Source organism: Nocardia sp. GP40, assembly GCF_050434125.1.
GTDB classification, from domain to species: Bacteria; Actinomycetota; Actinomycetes; order Mycobacteriales; family Mycobacteriaceae; genus Nocardia; species Nocardia albiluteola.
The window spans coordinates 56371-74011 of sequence record NZ_JBNPVW010000022.1 but is presented as its reverse complement, the minus strand read 5'-3'; the positions used below and the strand labels follow the sequence as shown (position 1 = coordinate 74011).

General features: G+C 65.2%; 14 protein-coding genes, 1 tRNA gene and 2 pseudogenes. 12 read left to right on the top strand and 5 right to left on the bottom strand.

Annotation, left to right across the window (positions count from 1 at the left end):
• Positions 1 to 32: 32 nt before the first annotated feature.
• Both ABH933_RS41670 and ABH933_RS41665 read right to left on the bottom strand, forming a co-directional pair.
• On the bottom strand, positions 33 to 1295 hold the full coding sequence (locus tag ABH933_RS41670) for an amidohydrolase family protein (protein WP_429427790.1): 1263 nt from the start codon (positions 1293 to 1295) through the stop codon (positions 33 to 35).
• A gap of 145 nt (positions 1296 to 1440) precedes the next feature.
• Positions 1441 to 2214, bottom strand: a complete 774-nt coding sequence (locus ABH933_RS41665) for an HpcH/HpaI aldolase family protein (RefSeq protein ID WP_429427792.1) — start codon at positions 2212 to 2214, stop codon at positions 1441 to 1443.
• A 362-nt stretch (positions 2215 to 2576) separates the two neighbouring features.
• On the opposite strand from ABH933_RS41665, the gene ABH933_RS41660 reads away from it, so the two are divergent.
• The 4 genes and pseudogenes from ABH933_RS41660 to ABH933_RS41645 all read left to right on the top strand — a co-directional run bounded on the left by ABH933_RS41660 (position 2577) and on the right by ABH933_RS41645 (position 5148).
• Positions 2577 to 3707 carry an LLM class flavin-dependent oxidoreductase gene (locus tag ABH933_RS41660; RefSeq protein WP_429427794.1) on the top strand — a complete coding sequence of 377 codons (1131 nt, stop codon included), beginning with the start codon at positions 2577 to 2579 and terminating at the stop codon, positions 3705 to 3707.
• Positions 3704 to 4474: a 3,4-dihydroxy-2-butanone-4-phosphate synthase gene (locus ABH933_RS41655; RefSeq protein WP_429427796.1), complete on the top strand. Its 771-nt coding sequence runs from the start codon at positions 3704 to 3706 to the stop codon at positions 4472 to 4474. Before ABH933_RS41660 ends, ABH933_RS41655 begins: the two co-directional genes overlap by 4 nt.
• A gap of 152 nt (positions 4475 to 4626) precedes the next feature.
• Positions 4627 to 4896, top strand: a pseudogene (locus ABH933_RS41650) (DoxX family protein); the annotation flags it as partial.
• Positions 4897 to 5148: a hypothetical protein gene (locus tag ABH933_RS41645; RefSeq protein WP_429427902.1), complete on the top strand. Its 252-nt coding sequence runs from the start codon at positions 4897 to 4899 to the stop codon at positions 5146 to 5148.
• 129 nt (positions 5149 to 5277) lie between these two features.
• Here the strand turns inward: ABH933_RS41645 and ABH933_RS41640 are convergent, their stop codons facing one another.
• Positions 5278 to 5691: a hypothetical protein gene (locus ABH933_RS41640; RefSeq protein WP_429427798.1), complete on the bottom strand. Its 414-nt coding sequence runs from the start codon at positions 5689 to 5691 to the stop codon at positions 5278 to 5280.
• A gap of 5 nt (positions 5692 to 5696) precedes the next feature.
• On the opposite strand from ABH933_RS41640, the gene ABH933_RS41635 reads away from it, so the two are divergent.
• Both ABH933_RS41635 and ABH933_RS41630 read left to right on the top strand, forming a co-directional pair.
• Positions 5697 to 5927 (top strand): CocE/NonD family hydrolase C-terminal non-catalytic domain-containing protein, encoded by a 231-nt coding sequence (locus ABH933_RS41635; protein ID WP_429427800.1) that lies wholly within the window; start codon positions 5697 to 5699, stop codon positions 5925 to 5927.
• A 753-nt stretch (positions 5928 to 6680) separates the two neighbouring features.
• Complete coding sequence (locus ABH933_RS41630) at positions 6681 to 7409, top strand: TetR/AcrR family transcriptional regulator (RefSeq protein ID WP_429427802.1); 729 nt, start codon at positions 6681 to 6683, stop codon at positions 7407 to 7409.
• Here the strand turns inward: ABH933_RS41630 and ABH933_RS41625 are convergent.
• Positions 7370 to 9205: a sigma-54-dependent Fis family transcriptional regulator gene (locus ABH933_RS41625; protein WP_429427804.1), complete on the bottom strand. Its 1836-nt coding sequence runs from the start codon at positions 9203 to 9205 to the stop codon at positions 7370 to 7372. The genes ABH933_RS41630 and ABH933_RS41625 overlap by 40 nt on opposite strands.
• Positions 9206 to 9365: 160 nt before the next feature.
• On the opposite strand from ABH933_RS41625, the gene ABH933_RS41620 reads away from it, so the two are divergent.
• The 6 genes and pseudogenes from ABH933_RS41620 to ABH933_RS41595 all read left to right on the top strand — a co-directional run.
• The gene (locus ABH933_RS41620) at positions 9366 to 11279 is read left to right on the top strand and encodes a hydantoinase/oxoprolinase family protein (RefSeq protein WP_429427806.1); all 1914 of its coding nucleotides are present in this window, start codon (positions 9366 to 9368) and stop codon (positions 11277 to 11279) included.
• A gap of 32 nt (positions 11280 to 11311) precedes the next feature.
• Entirely contained in the window at positions 11312 to 11740 is a 429-nt protein-coding gene (locus ABH933_RS41615; RefSeq protein WP_429427808.1) for an acetone carboxylase subunit gamma, read from the top strand.
• Positions 11741 to 11764: 24 nt separating this feature from the next.
• Positions 11765 to 13894: a hydantoinase/oxoprolinase family protein gene (locus tag ABH933_RS41610; RefSeq protein WP_429427810.1), complete on the top strand. Its 2130-nt coding sequence runs from the start codon at positions 11765 to 11767 to the stop codon at positions 13892 to 13894.
• 30 nt (positions 13895 to 13924) lie between these two features.
• A complete protein-coding gene (locus ABH933_RS41605; RefSeq protein WP_429427812.1) occupies positions 13925 to 16228 on the top strand; it encodes a hydantoinase B/oxoprolinase family protein in 2304 nt (767 codons plus the stop codon).
• A 76-nt stretch (positions 16229 to 16304) separates the two neighbouring features.
• Entirely contained in the window at positions 16305 to 17120 is an 816-nt protein-coding gene (locus tag ABH933_RS41600; RefSeq protein WP_429427814.1) for a hypothetical protein, read from the top strand.
• Positions 17121 to 17172: 52 nt separating this feature from the next.
• Positions 17173 to 17370: pseudogene (locus ABH933_RS41595) on the top strand (ISL3 family transposase); the annotation flags it as partial.
• Positions 17371 to 17475: 105 nt separating this feature from the next.
• Here the strand turns inward: ABH933_RS41595 and ABH933_RS41590 are convergent.
• Positions 17476 to 17548 (bottom strand) — tRNA-Ala (locus ABH933_RS41590).
• Positions 17549 to 17641 lie beyond the last annotated feature (93 nt).

The following is a 17641-nucleotide window of genomic DNA, read 5'->3' as shown; positions in this document are numbered from 1 at the left end:
GCCGGCTCCTCTCGTTGTGTCCGTGTGCGCGATCAGGCCCCGATGAGCGGGCGATCCAGGTCACCGCGATAGGTCGGCTGCACCGCGGGCGGGGTCAGCGCGTCGGCCTCGTCGAGTCCGATCTTCTCGGCGAGTGCGTCGAGCGCGGTCAGGTCGAACCCGAAGACGGTCGCGGCGTTCGAGCCGAACATCTTGCGGGCGTCGGCGGGCGGCACATGCTCGGCGCCGAAGGTGGCCTTGACGTATTCGCGGGTGCCGAAGCGCCAGGCGCCCTCACTGTGCGGAAAGTCGATGCCGATCATCATCTTGTCCAGGCCGATGCGGTGGCGGGCCGCAACCTCGGCGCGCGAGAACAGCGAGGACCCGAGGTAGCACTGGCGGCGCCAGTATTCGCTCGGCCGCATCGGGACGACCTCGCGGATGTCCCGCCGCAGATCACTGCGGTCGTACTGGTGGTCCATCCGCTGCAACGCGCCCAGCACCCAGTCGGAGTGCGTCTCGGTGAACACGATCCGCAGCCTCGGGAACCGCTCCAGGACGCCGCCGAGGATCAACGACGGCAGCAGGTTTCGCACGCTGGTGAAGATGTCCGCGCCGACCATGGCACGCGCCGAGGTCAGCGTGGGCGCTTCGGTGTACGAGGGCAGGGTGCTGCCGATCGCGACGTGAATGTTGACGACAAGGTCATTGTCCTGCAGGGCTGCCCACACCCGGTCGTACCGCGGCTGGTACGGCCGGTCCGTGCCGGGGAGCGCCGGCAGTGCGATGCCGGAGAATCCCATCTCCTTGACGGCCTCGATCTCCTTGACCGCCGCGTCGACGTCGTGCAGGCTGATCGCCGCCATGGGCGCCCACCGGTGCGGCGCGTATGCGCGGAAATCGCTGACCCACCGGTTGTATGCCCGGTACCCCGCGCTGAGCTGGTCATCGGTCGGCTGCGCGACCTGCAGCGTGGCGGCGTGCGTCGGCGAGCTCATCAGGAACGGCGTCGCGAACTCCTGGAACAGGACCTCGGCCGCGATGCCTTCTCGGTCCAGCTCAGTGACACGCCGTGCGGGATCCCAGCTCGCGTCGAGCCTGCCGGTGTTGGTGACCTTTTCCTGCCACTCGGCCGCGACGTCGGGATCCAGGCGGTTCATGATATTCGTCGAATCCGTAGTCACCACACCGTATTTGCGGTAATCGATGAGAAACGCGTCGAAGTCCTCGTGGTACCTCGACTCGAGGTAGGGGCGATAGTCACCCATGTGCGCGGCGACATGCCCGTCGCTCGAGATCAGCGTTATCCGACTCATCGTCAACCACCATCCATTCATGAACAATTCGGCGAGCCAGAAACAATTCGACAAGGGAATGCAACGGACATGCCGGGGGTAAAAGGTTGTCTCCACCTGGGACGCTAGCCCCGGGGTCAAGTGTTGTCAACACTCATGTTGAAAGTTAGGAGCCGAGGTGACCCGCCGCGCGAAGTGATTCCGCCTCGGCGCGGGCGCGCTCGGTGAGCCACCAGGTGTCCGCGCCGACCGCCAGGAAGCTGAATCCCCGCTCTGCCAGCGCCATCGCGCTCGCCGCGGTGGTGCACGGCATGCCGACCGCAATGCCGCGGGCCGCGGCGACCTTGCGTACGCGCTCGATGCCGTCGGCGTGCGGGCCGGGTATCGGATCGTTGCCGGGTGGCAGGCCGTATGTGATCGCCAGGTCGCCGGGCCCGATGTAGATGCAATCGATGCCGGGCACCGCGGCGATCGCTTCGATGTTCTCCACGCCGAGCGCGGTTTCGATCATGACGATGCAGCTCACGCCCTCGCTCACCACGATTGGATCGCGGCCGAACGACTGCGAGGCGCGCACGGGCCCGAAGCTGCGCCGGCCGTTGGGGTGGATGCGGCAGGCCTCGACCGCCTCACGCGCGTCGTCGGCGGTTTCGACCATCGGGAAGATGACGCCGTGCGCGCCGGCGTCGAGCATCCGGCCGGCGGCCGCCGCGTCGCGCGAGGGCATCCGCACGATGATCCCGGCGCCGGTTCGCGCCAGCGCCATCATGCTCGACAGCAGCCGGTCGTAGCTCCACAGGCCGTGCTGCGCGTCCAGGCCGATGAAGTCGTAACCCTGCAGCGCGATGACCTCGGCGACGAAAGGTGTTCCGGTGGAACACCATCCGCCGAACAGCGGCTCACGCCGGGCCAGGCGATCCTTCAGGGGGTTTCCGTCCATTGAGTCCTCCATTGGGGTGACGGGGCCTGACTCCGGCGCGTACATTCCCTGTTCGCGCCGGCGCCGGACGAGACGCCTCGATGGTAGATACGGCCGATTCGCGCTGTCAACGGAAGTATTGAAAACTATAATCCTTGGTGGGTGGCCATGATATCCACCTCCGAACCACTGTTATCAACATGAGTGTTGACATTTGGCCCGGCTCAGGATTAGCGTCACCGTGTGTACTTCCTGCGGGCAGTCTCGAGGCCGGCGGGTCCACTGGGGCCGGGCCGGTCGCCGTGCCGACCTGGCCACCGTTCACCTCGCCGCGGCAGTGCAAGCTCAATTTTCGTCTGCGAGCGCCCCAAGGAGGTCGCGTCATGACCGGTCAGCAGGATTCCCCCCAGCGGTCGTCGTTCTTCGGCGATAACGCTTTGAAACTCGGCGTCTTCTGCCTCAATGTCAGCGGGGGCATGATGCTCTCCGGTGCATCGAAGCCCACGCTGGACTGGGACGAGAACGCCTCGGTCGCCAAGGCCGCCGACGACGCCGGCTGGGAGTTCCTGCTCCCCATCGGCCGGTGGCGCGGGCACGGCGGCAAATACAACGCGAATGCCGAACAGTACGAATGCTTCACCTGGGCGGCCGCCATGGCCGCCCTGACGCGGCGAATTCAGGTCTTCGCGACCTGTCACGTGCCGATCTACCATCCGATGCTCGCGGCGAAACTGTGCGCGACGATCGACAACATCAGCGGCGGCCGATTCGGGCTCAACATCGTTTCGGGCTGGAATGCCGCCGAATTCGGCATGTTCGGCATCGAGCAGTTGCCGCACGACGATCGCTACCTGATGTCGGCCGAATGGCTGGAGATTATGGAATCACTGTGGGCCAAGCACGGTGAACTCGACCATCAGGGCAGGTACTACACCGTCGAGAAGGGGTACCTCGAGCCGAAAACGGTCCAGCAGCGGCCGGTGATTGTCGCCGCCGGCCAGTCGCCCGCCGGACTCGACTTCGGGATTACGCACGCGGACTACTGTTTCGTCGGCAGCGACAACTGGGACCTGCTCGAACAGACGATGCAGCGTTGTAAGACGCACGCCGCCGGATTGAACCGAAAGTTCAATGCACTGACCTTCTGCACCGTCGTGGTGAAGGACACCGAAGCGGAGGCAAAACGTTACTTCGACTGGTACGTAGACGAACTCGGTGATCTGGAGACCGCCCAGCGCCTGGCGAACAACATCATCAGCGGTGGCGCCCAGGCCCTCCCGCCAGAGCTTATGGCCGAGCGGGCCCGGGCATACGTCGCCGGGTGGGGTGCGTTGCCGCTGGTGGGCACCGCTGAACAGGTCGCCGACCAACTCACCCGCCTGAGCGGCATGGGAATCAGCGGCGCCGCACTCGGCTGGCTCGACTACACCGAGGGTATCGACCGCTTCAACGCCGAGGTCATGCCGCTACTGCACCAAGCGGGGCTGCGCACGGACACACGGAGCCTGTCATGACGAAACATCGTCCGAACGCCTCTGAACTCGAGCGGCTGCGCAATACCATGGGACGTGTGTCGGACGCCGTCGACAGTATCCTCGACGGACGTGCTGTTGTCATCGCCGATGACACCGACGGCGTCGGCTATCTCGCGTTCGCCGGTAGTCTCGCATCCGAAAGCCTCGTCGCATGGGCCGTTCGATACGGCTCCGGATTCCTTTGCGCGGCAATGCTGCCCGACCGTGCCGGGGCCCTCGGTCTTCCGCTGATCGCGTCGACAGGCCCCGAGATCGATAGGCACTACGCGGTTTCGGTCGATGCAATCGAGGGCACGTCGACAGGTATTTCCGCGCAGGACCGCGCTCGGACTCTCGCGCTGCTCGCTCACCGGCACGCGCATCCGGACGCCTTCACCCGGCCCGGGCACCTCGTCGTCGAACTGGTCGCCCCCGGTGGCGTGCTCGACAGACCGCGGCCGGGCGAATGCCTTCTCGACCTGCTGAGCATCGCCGAACTACCGCCGGTCGGCGGGCTGTGCGCCCTGGTGAGCGAACGCGATTCGACGGCACTGGCCACCGGGGACGAACTTCGCGAGTTCTGCGACACCCAAGATACGGCGCTGATCTGCGTCGAGGATATGGTCGCGTTCCGCGAGCTCACCGAGCGGCGCGTCGTGCAAGTGCATGCCGAGATCGAATGGCTGCCCTCGCGGGCCTACTCGACCGAGAATTGCGTGCGGAGGGCGAGTCGTCCGGCGTCCTCGGTGCCGGGTTCGGCGGTGTAGATACCCCAGACCGGTTCGGTGCACGGACCGGTTGTCGTCCTCGACGCGCTCGACCACCAGGCGACCGAGAACAACATCGACAACCTGTCGATGAAGCCGGCGCAGGTCTACAACCTCGAGCTGCCGACACTCTGATCCGGGAGAAGAAGAAGTTGAATGCGATCGATGCTTCGGACGTCGTAATCGGTGTCCTGCGGGTCACGGTTGGAGTTGTTTTCATCCTGCACGGGTGGAATCACGCCTTCGGTGGCGGGCGGATCGACGGCACTGCACGGTGGTTCGAGAGCATGGGGATGCGCCCTGGTCGGCTGCACGCTTGGACGGCCAGTGGAATCGAATTCAGTGGAGGGGTCCTGCTCGCTCTGGGGCTCGTTTCTCCGATCGCGGCTGCTGTCCTGCTCGGCACGATGGTTGTCGCTTTCGTGACCAATCACCGGCGCAATGGCTTCTTCATCTTCCGTCCCGGCGAGGGCTACGAGTATGTGCTCGTGCTGGCCGTGGCACTGATCTGCCTCGGTGGACTTGGCGGCGGCCGGCTGACGATCGACTACAGCCTGGGAATCTTCGGTGCTGGGTGGACCCCTCTCGTACTGACCGTCGCTCTCGGAATTGTCGGCGGATTGACCCAGGTCCTGCTGTTCTGGCGCCCGACTGCCCCGGCTCCTGCCGGCTGATTCGAACAACTACCGATAGATGGAGGTTCCCGAATGCGGGCCGAATCCCTACCCCTGCGTGAGCACGATCGTATCGCCGGCCTCGTGGACGGCTCGATTGTCCTGCAGCGAGATACCGCCGGAGGCCTGTCACTTCAGGTGACTCTCGGGCCGCCCGGCCCGGATCACCCACGGCACAGCCCCTTGCTCGAGATCGGGTTGTCTGTTGACGCGGTGCGAGCCGTGGCTGCTCTCTTGCTCACCGACGACGCGGAGGTCCTGCACGTCGGATGTTGCGTCGGCGTCCGCGCACGAGAGACCTGATGCGAAGAGGCTTCTCGCACCGCGTCCGTTCCGGGTGATCGCATTTCCGAACGACAAGGCATTGGTTGAGTCGGCCCGCCGCGCGGCACCGGTGTCGCCACCGGTCCATTTCTGCGAGCCGCTCGCCGAACCCGGCGTGTGGGTGCGCAAACGTGGCACGATTTCATGCTTGGCCACCGAAAGGCTATGCACCGCAGCGGTTTCATCTACAAGCGGGAAAAGCGCTGTCCATCGCGCCATCAGAGATGAGCGGCGCGCAGCGCCTCGGATGCGAGCGAATACGCTGCGCCACAGTGCAACTGTGGCCGACAGCCTATCGGTTCAAACGCGGCCACCGCATCCGTGTGCAGGTCTCGAGCGGCGCGTTCCCCCGCTATGCCGCAACCACGGGACCGGGGAGCCACACGCTACGGCGACCACCCGGCTGGCTGCCGAGCAAGCCGTGTACCACGATCCCGCACACCCATCGGCAGTGATCCTGCCGGTCGCGGAAAGCGCTGTAACCCAAAAGATGCCGGGAGGCATGATCGATCGCCTCATCGTGGAAGGCTTCGACCTGCCCCGCATCGAGCGCTCGTTCATATCCACCGTCCCATCGCGACGCATGCTCTCGGGTCCCGCGCCTGCATGAGTTCCCGCACGGCGGGAATCCCAACCGGCAACATTGTCGGCACAGAGGGCGGCACACGAGACCACATCGCTTCGAGTTCCGGATCGAATCTGGCTAGGACGCTTCGCCGCGAAGTCGGACATATGGTCGCTTGACCTGGTGTTTTGTTGCTTCGAGAGGCGCGCTTGGGGCACTGACCGGGCAAGGTCACAGCGGCGAACCAATCAGCCCGCCCCCGCCGACCCGGACGCGAAGGCCGCAGAAACCAGCAACGCCACCCCTTCGTAAGGAAGTGGTGGCGTTGACGTCCTGCTGCACGGCATTGGCTTAGTGCCGTGTTCTAGTAAGCCCCCCAAGGTGGTCCTAACGCTAATCAATCCGAACCATCCCACGGCCGAAGGGCCCCAGCTGCGCATCAAACCGGTAGATGATCGACGATCGTCACGCGCCAGATTCACTCCCGCCAAGATCCTCCGGTCGTCGCGCCTCGACTGGGCCGCGGTGGCACTGCCCAGGGAATGCCCGAACACGCTGGTAATGCAATGCCGACACAAGACCAGACGTGATTGCGGGATTGTGTTGGGTCAGCACTACACCCCCAGCGGACCACCACCAAACGGTGACCTACATCGCCGCCGCCACCACCATCCTCATCATCCGCCGACTCGCCATAATGCCGACCGGCCCCTACGGCACGCAGCGCAAGGCCGCCGCACGTAACCGTGTCGCGATCATCGAGGCCGCCCACGAGCTGTTCGCGGACAACCCGCTCGTGCCGCTCGGCGAGGTCGCCAAACGCGCAGGCGTCGGCGCAGGGACGCTCTACCGCCACTTCCCCACCCGCGAGGACCTGATCCTCGCGGCCTACCAGCACGACATCGACCGCCTGACCACCACCGCCGACGAGGTGCTGGCGCGCCATTCTTCGGCCAAGGCCGCGTTCGTCGAGTGGTTCGAGACCCTGTCCGCCTACATCCGCATCAAGCACGGTCTGGGCGATGCCTTGCACAGCGCCGCGGCCCAGGACGTGATCAGCGCTTTCTGGGCGCCGACCACCGCGGCGGTGGCGAAACTGGTCGATGCCTGTGTGGCCGAGGGGACCATGGCCGCCGGGCACGACCCCGCCGACATCATCATGCTCATGAGCTTCCTGTGGCGCGTCGCGAACAACGACGACGGCGTGACCCAGGGACGGCGTCTGACCGCTGCGGTTTTCTCCGGCCTTGAGGAAGCGCCCCAGCCGATCGAGCGCAACGCAGTACATGGCCAGCACCAACTGCCACGACGCCCGGGTCGCCCGGTGCCGATCTATACGGCGGTAAGCCCGTATTGCTTGAGTTTGCGGTAGAGCGACGACCGTGCCAGGCCGAGTGATTGTGCTGCCTTGAGTCGGTTTCCCTGGTTGTCGCGTAGCGCCGCGAGGATGGTGTCGCGCTCGGCTTCCTCGATTTGGGTGAGGCTTCGGCGCGAGGTGGTGGAGCAGTAGCCGGGGAAGTCGCGTTCGGTGATGATGCCTACAGGCTTGTGTTCCAGCGTCTCCCGCAGTGCGTCGCGGAGTTGGCGGATGTTCCCGGGCCAGGTGTATCGGGCGAGCAGGCGCATGCCCTGCGGGGACACCGTGATGTCGCGGTGCGGGGCCAACTCACGCAGGATACGGGTCACGATGGCGGGGATGTCGGCTGCTCGGTGCCGTAGCGGCGGCACCGTGACGGTCGCCTGGACGTCGGCGAGCACCGCGGCGAACGGGACTTCGGTCGGCAACCTGGTTTGTGACACGGTCACGACCACGGTGACCGCTTTCCCGGATTGCCCGATCAACGCGAGCGCAGTCCGCAGGTCGGCCGCTTGTCGATTGTCGACATCGTCGCCGAGGTGGACGATGCAGAGGATGGGATCCGTTACGGATTCGAGCCATTGGTCGATTTCTGTTATCGACTCGTGGGATACCGTGGATGCCTCGACGATCAGCCGGTGGCCTGGTCCGTGCAAGGAAGCGTGAACTTCGGTGGCCAGGGTGGCTTTGCCGCTGCCGGCTTCTCCCATGATGAGGACGTGGTCACCGCGTTGGAATGCGGCCTTGATATCGGCGGCGGCCGCGCGCCAGGCCGGCGTGAGACTGTCGTAGACGGGTGTGTCGGCCAGTTGTGGGCGCTCGGGGTAGGGGCGATGCGGCGCCGGGGGCGTAGCAGGCATCCACTTCCCCGGCCGAGCGATCTGGGCGGGGGTGATGACCAGGATGACGCCGACGGCCTCCGCGCCGACGGTGATGCGGGTGGCGTGGATGTGGACGCATTCGCCGCCGGCCAGGACGATCTGGTCGCGAAACTCATCGCGGTGGGTGAGGATGAACCGGGCGTGGTCCTGCAGCATCAGCTGATCCGTCGAGTCGAGCAGTTGCTGAGCCTTCGCGTTGGCCATCACCATGTTCGCGCCGACGGCGAGGACGGCTTTGTTGGAGCGCGCGTCGACACGGACGTAGGCGTCGAACAAGCCCTGCTGCGCCTGGCTGTGGTCCAGCATGAGTCCGCGTTCTATCTCCGCGGCCGCCGAGCGCACCAGTGAGTGCAATAGCGGAGTGGAATGCTCGGCAAGGCAGGAAATGTCGAGGACTCCCTGAACCCGGCCCGTGATCGGGTCTCGGACGGGGGCGCCCGCGCAGGCGAACGGTTGGACCGCGTCATTGAAATGCTCGGGTCCTACGATGTAGACAGAGGACCCGGATTCCAGCACCGTCCCGATGCCGTTGGTGCCCGCGGCGCCCTCATCCCATCCGAAACCACTGGTGAGCGAGACCTTTTCGAGCAGGATCCCGATGGTGCGGGCGGTGTCGGTTCGGCTGAGCACGCGCGCCTTGCTATCGGTGAGCGCGATGCTCAGCGGTAGGTCGTGGGTCTCCTCGGTGAGACGGTGGATGACCGGCTCGGCACAGCGGACCAACCGCGAGGCGATGTCGAGGTCGCTGTAGTAGGGCAGGACGAAGTCCTCGTGGGAGACTCCGGCTGCTGCGCTACGCTGCCAGCTTGCTGCGACGATATCGGGAACAGTGGACGTCCGGGTTCCGGTGTTCAGAAAGTCGGCTCGTGCCGCAGCGATCTCCAGGCGACGATCTGCTGCGTTGTTCATGCGGGTGTCCTGGTTCGTCATCGAACAGTTGTGCCGTTTATGGCCTGCATCTCCATTCTGTCAAACAGTTAGCAACCACACTGACCCAAATTGGGACACCTTTGTGTCCTGGGACACAACGCATTCTTTCGTAGCGCGAGCAGTTCGGCTCGCCAGCGGAAGGCGGCACCCAGGAGTGAGCATGGATCACCTCATCAACATCGACAACGGCGGCACGCTGACCGACATCTGTGTCTGGAACGGTGCGGGGTACTCCTTCACAAAGACCCTGACCACGCCGTTCGATCTGTCGCAGTGCTTGTTCGACGGTCTGGGCAAGGCGTCCGCTCAGGTGTACGGCCACCACGACCTCGACCGACTGCTTCATAACACCGACCACATCCGCTACTCGACCACGCAGGGCACCAACGCGTTGGTCCAAAGAAAGGGCCCCAAGATCGGGCTGGTCGTCGAGGACGAGGGCGTTGTCGCGGAGTTCCGCGCCGACCAGTCCTCCCGGGCGTTGTTCCACGACCTGATCGATGACCGCACCGCGGTGGTCGATCCATCGATGCCGGACGACGACTTCGCGTTCGAGTTGGTGCAGGCAGTGAACAGGCTGACCACCGACGGCGCCGAGCGCATCGTGGTCATCGGCGAGTCACCGCGGTCCGAACAGCAGATGCGCCGGGTCCTGCTGCGCAGGCTCCCGCGCCATCTCCTCGGATCGGTGCCGCTGCTCTACAGCTGGGACCTGGTCGCCGACCGGAGCCGGGATCGACGGGGCTGGTCGAGCATTCTCAACTCGTTCCTGCATCCGGTGATGGAGGGATTCCTGTACCAGGCCCAGCACCGACTACGCGACATGAAGATCACCAATCCGCTGCTGGTCTACCGCAACGACGGTGCGTCGTCGCGAGTGGCGAAGGCTGTGGCGTTGAAGACCTACTCTTCGGGCCCGCGCGGTGGCCTGGAGGGCACGCGCGCGCTGGCCGACAGCTACGGTCTGGCGCGGGTGCTGATGATGGATGTCGGCGGCACCACCACCGATGTCGGGATCGTCGAGAACGGTGCCATCTCCACCAGCCGCCGCGGCGCGGTCGAAGGCGTACCGATCTCGTTCCCCATGAGCACCGTGCACTCCAGCGGCATCGGGGGAAGTTCGGTCATCACGGTCCACGGCGGCGAGATCACCGTTGGGCCGCGCAGCGTCGGTGCCGCCCCCGGCCCAGCCTGCTTCGGGCTGGGTGGCAAGGAAGCCACGATCACCGACGTCAACCTGCTGCTCGGCGTCCTGGACCCGGACACCTACTTGGACGGCCGGCTTCGCCTCGACGCCAACCGTGCGCGGGCGGTGATCACCGACACGATCGCCACCCCGCTGGGAGTCGGACTCGGGGAAGCCCTCATCCGGATGGAGCAGGTGTATTTCGCCGCGATCGCGGACTCGTTCGCGGCGTTGGCCGACGAGACCACCACGCTCGCCGCGTTCGGCGGCGCCGGCCCGATGAGCGCGGCAGGCGCGGCTCGCCTGGCAGGCGTCAGCAAGGTGCTGATTCCGCGGACCGCGGCGGTGTTCTCCGCGTTCGGCATCGGGTTCTCCGATATCGGCAAGACCTATGAGGTGCTCGTCGATAACGCGGGAACCGAGCAGGCCGCGGCCACCTTCGACCAGGTGCTCGTGCGCGCCGAGCGAGACATGTTCCAGGAGGGTTACGACCTCGCCGACTGCACGCAGACCTGGCAACTGATCGTCGAGGACGAAACCGGCGAGCAGTTCTCGATGATGCCGTACACGCGCGGCGACCGGATCGACGCCGCGGGCAAGCAGGTTTCCCTGCGCCTGGACGTCGCCGCCGCCCTACGCCACCCACGTCTGGACCCCACGACGGACCTGCCCGCTGTGACCGCCATCCCGAACGGGACCCGTGCGGTGCGCACTGCGGCCGATCAGGTCGACGACGTACCCGTCTTCGTCCTGTCCGAGCAGCAGCCAGGCGCACGCGCCGCAGGGCCGGCGATCGTCGAAGGCCCATTCTTCACCGCCCGGGTGCCGCACGGCTGGCGCTTCGACGTCACCTCCCACGGCGACCTGCTGCTCACCGATATCAAGTGACCCCGGTCCATCGACCGAAGAAGGGAATCATCATGCGAGTCCCCGTGACCGAATATCTGGTCATCGACTTGGACAGCGAACGCTGGGTGTGCCGGGTGTGTGAACACGACCTCGGCGACGCCCACGGCAACTACAAGCCGGGCACGCTGGTCTACGACCGCGACCCCCGCGAGATCCACCAGCCGATCATCGACCCGGAACGCTACGAGTTCACCTTCTCCCCGGATCCCGGCTACTGCCGCATTCTCGAGTATTACTGCCCGGGCTGCGCGACGCAGATCGAGACCGAATACGTGCCGCCGGGCCACCCGCCGACCGTCGACATGGTGTTCGACGTAGATGCGCTGCGTCGGCAATGGCAAGCCCGTGGCGTCGATCCCGAAGTGGTCGCCAACTACGGGTCCGGCCCGGACGCCGAGAAGTACACCGCCGACCTCAGGGCCGCAGGCCGGATTCGCTGACATCAGAAACGGGACGACACGATCATGAAACGCATCTCCGTCGACATCGGTGGCACCTTCACCGACTGCTTCTTCGTCTGGGACGACACGTATGTGGAAGCGAAAGCCTTGACCACCCATCACAATCTGGCGCTTGGGTTCAACGAAGCGCTCGACCTGGCCTGCAAACGCGCCCAGCTCGACCGCGGTAGCGTCCTCGCGGAAGTCGACTCGGTGCGCTATGCCACCACGCTCGGCACCAACGCGCTCATCGAGCGCAAGGGGCCCAAGATCGGCGCCATCGTCACCCATGGGTTCGAGGACACCATCCCGCTCTCTCGTGGCCGCGGCTATGGCGAAGGCCTGGACTACTCCTTGCAGCAGAATCTGACCTGTGCCGAGCGGCCCGAGCCGCTCGTGCCACGCAAATACATCCGGTCGGTCAAGGAACGGGTCAATTCCGCAGGTCGGATCGTCGCACCGCTGGATCCGCAGGACGTCCGCACTGTCGTGCGTCAGCTGGTCGATGTCGGTGTCGAGGCGCTGGTCGTCAGCCTGACCAATGCGACCGAGAACCCGGAACACGAGCTCGCCATCCAGGAGATCATCCTGGAAGAGTTCCCGGCTCATGAGCTCGGCGCCATCCCGGTGTTGTTGGGACATCAGGTGTCCGGTCGCAAGGGTGAGTACGTGCGCGCCACCTCGACCATTGTCGACGGCTTTCTGCACAAGATCATGTTCCATGCGCTGAGTCAGCTGTCGGACAACCTGCGCGAATCCGGGTACGGCAAGCCGATGCTGGTCATCCACAACTCCGGCGGCATGGCGCAGATGAACTCCACCGACGCGCTGCAGACCATCCACTCCGGGCCAATCGCCGGTGTCGGAGCCGCCGAGCATCTGTCCCGGCAAACCGGGTTGGGGCATGTCATCTCCACCGACATGGGCGGCACCTCGTTCGACATCGGCCTGGTGCCCGAGGGCGGGGTGAAGCACTACGACTTCATGCCAACCATCGATCGGTGGCTGGTGTCGGTACCGATGGTGCATCTGGACACCCTCGGCGCCGGCGGTGGATCGATCGCAAGCTTCGACCGCATCCACAATGCGATCAAGATCGGGCCCGAGTCCGCGGGATCCAACCCCGGACCCGCCTGTTATGACCGCGGCGGGCTCCAACCCACCGTGACCGATGCCGACCTGCTGCTGGGTTACCTCGACCCGGACAACTACGCCAACGGCTATATCCAGCTCAATCCCAAGCGCTCAGTGTTCGCCATCGAGGAGAACCTCTGCGACGAACTCGATATGGATTTGCTGGACGTCGCCAAGGAGATCAAACGTGGCGTCGACGAACAGATGGCCATCGGTATCGGCAAAGAGTTGCGGGTACGCGGCTACCTGCCCGAGGACTTCACCATGCTCGCCTACGGCGGCAACGGGCCGCTGCACGCCTGTGGCATCGCCGCGCAATCCGGCATCAAACGGGTCCTGGCTCCGCCGTTCTCCTCGGTGTTCTCCGCGTGCGGTGCGGGCAACATGAGCCAGCTGCACTTCCACGAGCGCGGCACCCATGCCGTCCTGTACAACGCCACCACCCGCACCCTCTACAGCGACTACGACGAATTCAACGCCATTGTCGAGGAATTGGAAGCGCTGGGCCGCGAAGACCTTGTCCGCCAAGGCTTCTCATCCGATGACGTCGAGTACCGGCTCGAGATGGACATGCGCTACGGCAACCAACTGGTCACCACGGCGGTCGTGGTGGATGTGCGGCGAATGCACGGTGTCGGCGATGTCCTGCACATGATCCGCACCTTCGCCGAGATCTATGACCAGCGCTACGGGCGCGGTTCGGCCGCCCCGGAGGCAGGCATCCGGGTCCAGACGGTCCGGGTCGCCTCCTACGTCGACGGTGACACGGTCCGATTCGATTCCCTCGACTCGGGCGACACTCCGCGCCGGGTGCCCGATCCGGTCGACCACCGGCTCATCCATCTGGTCGACAACGCCGAACCCGTCGAGGCCGCCATCTACAACGCCGACGCGCTGACCAGCGGGCACGTCATCCCCGGTCCGGCGATCGTGACGACGGAGAACACCACGTTCCTCGTCGAGCCCGGATGGCGGCTGGAGCCGACTCCGCAGGGTGCCGTCTGGTTCCTGCAGGACTGACCACCGACTCAGGAGAAAACGAGAACCGACATGACTGCACTCGATGACCACCGCACCCATGCGCTGAACCCACAGGAACAACAGTGGGTCGACGACTTCATGGACGAAACCACGTTGTTCCTCGGCCCCGACCCCGAAATCATGCGGTCGCACCAGATTTCCGAGCGTTCGGATTTCGAGGAGCTCTGCATCGTCCAAGGCGTGGACCGGATCATGGTCGACCGCATCCGCAAACGCATCGCCGGCGCGCTCGACGAGGGCTACGAGATGTGCGAAGCCCAGGGCGCCGCGCCCGGTGCGAAATGGGGCGACCTGACCACGGCGATCTACACCGCCGCCGGTGACGTGTCCTATCTGTCCTGCCACGGCGTCATCGCGTTCTCCGCGATCTTGCACCATCCGATTCGGTACATCATGAAGTACTGGAAGGACGAACCCACCGTCGGAATCTACGAGGGCGACGGGTTCATCCACAACGACGCCCGATTCGGCAATATCCACAACACCGACCAGTCGATGATCATGCCGGTGTTCCGCGACGGAGAGCTCATCGCCTGGATCGCCGCCACCATTCACGAGGGCGAAAACGGCGCTTGCGAACCGGGCGGCATGCCGTCGGGGTCGGAGACACCGTTCGACGACGGCCTTCGCATGAGTCCGTTCAAGGTCGTCGAAAAGGGACACCTGCGCCGCGATCTGCTTACGTTCCTGCAACATTCGGTGCGCGACCCCAAACTGCAGCTCGCCGATATGAAGGTCAAGATCGCCTCGGTGCGCCGGATCATGGAACGCATTCACAAGCTGATCGACGAGGTCGGTACCGCGGCGTTCGTCGCCGCGCTGCGCACCACGGTCGAAGATGTCGACGCCGAAGTCAGGCGCCGCATCACCGATCTGCCCGACGGGACTGTGCGTTTCAACCAGTTCATGGACAGCACGCTGAAGGAGAACATCCTCATCAAGATGTCGTGCAAGATCACGGTCAAGGGCGACAAGATGACCATCGATCTGCGTGGCACCGGCCCGGAAATCCTCAACCGGGCGATGAATTCGCCGCTGTGCTCGGTGAAGTCGATGATGATGCAGGCGATCCTCGGCCATTGGTGGCCCGACCTGCCGCGATGCACGTCGGCGATGAGCTGCATCGATATCATCTCCGACGAGGGGACCTGGGCCGATGCCAGCTACGACGCGCCGATGGGGCAGTCGCTGCAGGCGTCCTTCCGCGGGTTCTCCGCGCTGCAGTCCAGCTGGGCCAAGATGCAGTTCTCAGTGCCGCAGAAGCACTCGAACGTGGTTGCCCCGTGGTTCAACCAGATCAACACCTTCCTCTGGGGCGGGGTCACCCAGCACGGCGATGTGGTTGGCAATCTGTGCGCCGATCTCAACGGAATGCCTGGTGGCGCACTGCCTTTCCGCGACGGTGAGGACGCTGTCTCTCCGCTGTTCTGCGCGATGGCCGACATGGCCGAGCAGGAGGTCATGGAGGAGGAAGTGCCGTTCATGCAGCTGGTGTCCAAGCGGCTGGTCCGCGACAACATGGGCTTCGGCAAGTTCACCGGCGGCATGGGTTACGAGATGATCGTCGCCAGTGAGGGCAGCCCGCAATGGGGATTCATGACCGTGACGTCCGGGGCGAAGTTCTCCTCGGTGTACGGCCTGTTCGGCGGATACGGGTGCGGCACCTACCCGCTGGCGATGGTCAAGGGCGTCAACGTCTACGACGCGATCCGTTCCGAGCCTGGCAAATTCGATCTGTCGATCGAGAAGGTCATGAACGAGACGCCCTTCGACGGCGGCAAGTACAAGACTGCGCACATGGGCCTGCAGTTCGACCTGGCCAAGGACGGCGAGTTGTACATGATTGCCCAGGGGGCCGGGGGTGGGTACGGTGACCCGCTCGAACGCGCCCCCGAGGCAGTGATCACCGACGCCGAGCTGAACCGGATCAGCCGCACGGTCGCCGAGGACATCTTCGGCGTCGTCTACGACCCGGACACGTTCGTGCTCGACACCGCCGCCACCACCGCGCGCCGCGCCGACATCCGTGTCGACCGGCTGCGATGTGGTCGCCCGTTCCAGGAGTTCGTCGACGAATGGGTAACCGCTGAGCCGCCGCAGGACCTGCTCTACTACGGCTCCTGGGGTGACGACACCGACGACATGACCGCCACCGTGTTCGATATCGACGGTCCCAAGCGGGTCACCGCGCCCTTGGGTGAGCTGCCGATCATCATGATGCCCGACCGCCGCGAAGTGGCCATCGCCCGGCTCGAGCAGCGGGTCCGGGAGCTGGAGGACAAGCACGGCGAGACCGTGACCCGCCTCAGCTGACCATCCTTACGACGGGCTCCGCGCGCCCGACACACGCGCGGAGCCCATCCCGCACGCTCGTCAGGAAAGAACTCCGATGCCCACCGAATTCGATGCGCTGGTCTCCAGCCCGCCCTCCGGCCGACCGACAGCGCTGCTGATCGACCACTCCGCCTACGGATCCCATCGACTGCTCGGCGGTGCGGCCGTGCCCTGGGAGGATCCCACGCTGTGCGCCGGCTACTTCCGGACTGCCCAGGCGTTGCTCTCCCCGGACGCCACACTGGCCGACGTGGGCGCGATCTACCGACGCCACCTCGGAACCCGTGCCGACCTCCGTGCGGCCATGGCAACTCGTTCCCGGGTCGGGTACGCGTTGAAGGCTCTGTTGACCGACACCAAGGCCACCGATGCTGTCTTCGCCGCCGTCGCCGTGCTGGCCGAAACCAGCAGGCAGCCATTGGTTCTGCAGGTGCCGTCTCCGGTCCACTGGTTGGTGCGGGCACACTACGACGCCGGACATCAAGACCCACCCGCCATCTCGTCCGACCACGCCGAATCGGCCTCCATCTACATCTCCGACTGGTTGCGGCGGTTCAGCGAACTGCCAGTGAGCTTGGTCCTGCTCGACGCGCGCAGCGACGAAACAGGAGTTCCGGCAGACGATCTCGCGGCCTACACGCCACTGTCGAACGCCGTCTCCCACTATCGATGGGCGCTGGCGCTGCTGGATCGAGACCGCATCCAGGTATTCGGCAGTTCCTTGGCCGGCGCTGTGGTGTCGCCGCGGTACTGGCACGGTCACGGCGAGGTCCCCGATGCGGATTTCTTGTACTCGACCATCCCCGCCGACGCCGATCCCGAGCTCGTGCTGGCCCGGGCGAACCCCACCACGGCAGGAGCGCATCAGTGAACAAGGTTTTCGACGACGCCCGCACCGCGGTAGCCGATATCGCTGACGGCGCCTCGATCGGTGCCGCTCGGTGGTCGTGCGGGTGCGGCGGCTGGTCTGTCCGACGCCGCAGTGCTGCAGAACCTTCCGTGAGCGGGTTCCCGGCGTGTTCGAACGCTACCAACGGCGAACCATCCAGCTGACCGGCCAGGTGCGGTCGATCGTAAGTGAACTGGCCGGTCGGGCGGCGGTCTGCGTGCTGGCCGCGTTGCCCAGCACCGCCACCACAGCCCACTCAAACGGCATCAGGGTCCTGGCCAGAGGAAAACCGCTGGCCAGGACCCTGATGAAACCGGTTCGGATTGGTGCTAATTTGTGGAGCTAAGGGGAATCGAACCCCTGACCTTCTCGATGCGAACGAGACGCGCTACCAACTGCGCTATAGCCCCGTGGTTCGTTTCCGAACCAACGTTGGAGAACTCTAGCAGGTGGGGTGGGGAGACTCCGAATCGGCTGGTTGTGGGGGGTTTCAGGGGTGGATG

Bases quoted from the DNA above. Each gene is read 5' to 3' on its own strand.
- ABH933_RS41665 (WP_429427792.1), bottom strand. From the start codon at position 2,214: ATGGACGGAAACCCCCTGAAGGATCGCCTGGCCCGGCGTGAGCCGCTG.
- ABH933_RS41670 (WP_429427790.1), bottom strand. From the start codon at position 1,295: ATGAGTCGGATAACGCTGATCTCGAGCGACGGGCATGTCGCCGCGCAC.
- ABH933_RS41655 (WP_429427796.1), top strand. From the start codon at position 3,704: ATGACGAAACATCGTCCGAACGCCTCTGAACTCGAGCGGCTGCGCAAT.
- ABH933_RS41620 (WP_429427806.1), top strand. From the start codon at position 9,366: ATGGATCACCTCATCAACATCGACAACGGCGGCACGCTGACCGACATC.
- ABH933_RS41605 (WP_429427812.1), top strand. From the start codon at position 13,925: ATGACTGCACTCGATGACCACCGCACCCATGCGCTGAACCCACAGGAA.
- ABH933_RS41600 (WP_429427814.1), top strand. From the start codon at position 16,305: ATGCCCACCGAATTCGATGCGCTGGTCTCCAGCCCGCCCTCCGGCCGA.
- ABH933_RS41635 (WP_429427800.1), top strand. From the start codon at position 5,697: ATGAGCGGCGCGCAGCGCCTCGGATGCGAGCGAATACGCTGCGCCACA.
- ABH933_RS41625 (WP_429427804.1), bottom strand. From the start codon at position 9,205: ATGACGAACCAGGACACCCGCATGAACAACGCAGCAGATCGTCGCCTG.
- ABH933_RS41610 (WP_429427810.1), top strand. From the start codon at position 11,765: ATGAAACGCATCTCCGTCGACATCGGTGGCACCTTCACCGACTGCTTC.
- ABH933_RS41660 (WP_429427794.1), top strand. From the start codon at position 2,577: ATGACCGGTCAGCAGGATTCCCCCCAGCGGTCGTCGTTCTTCGGCGAT.
- ABH933_RS41615 (WP_429427808.1), top strand. From the start codon at position 11,312: ATGCGAGTCCCCGTGACCGAATATCTGGTCATCGACTTGGACAGCGAA.
- ABH933_RS41640 (WP_429427798.1), bottom strand. From the start codon at position 5,691: ATGGCGCGATGGACAGCGCTTTTCCCGCTTGTAGATGAAACCGCTGCG.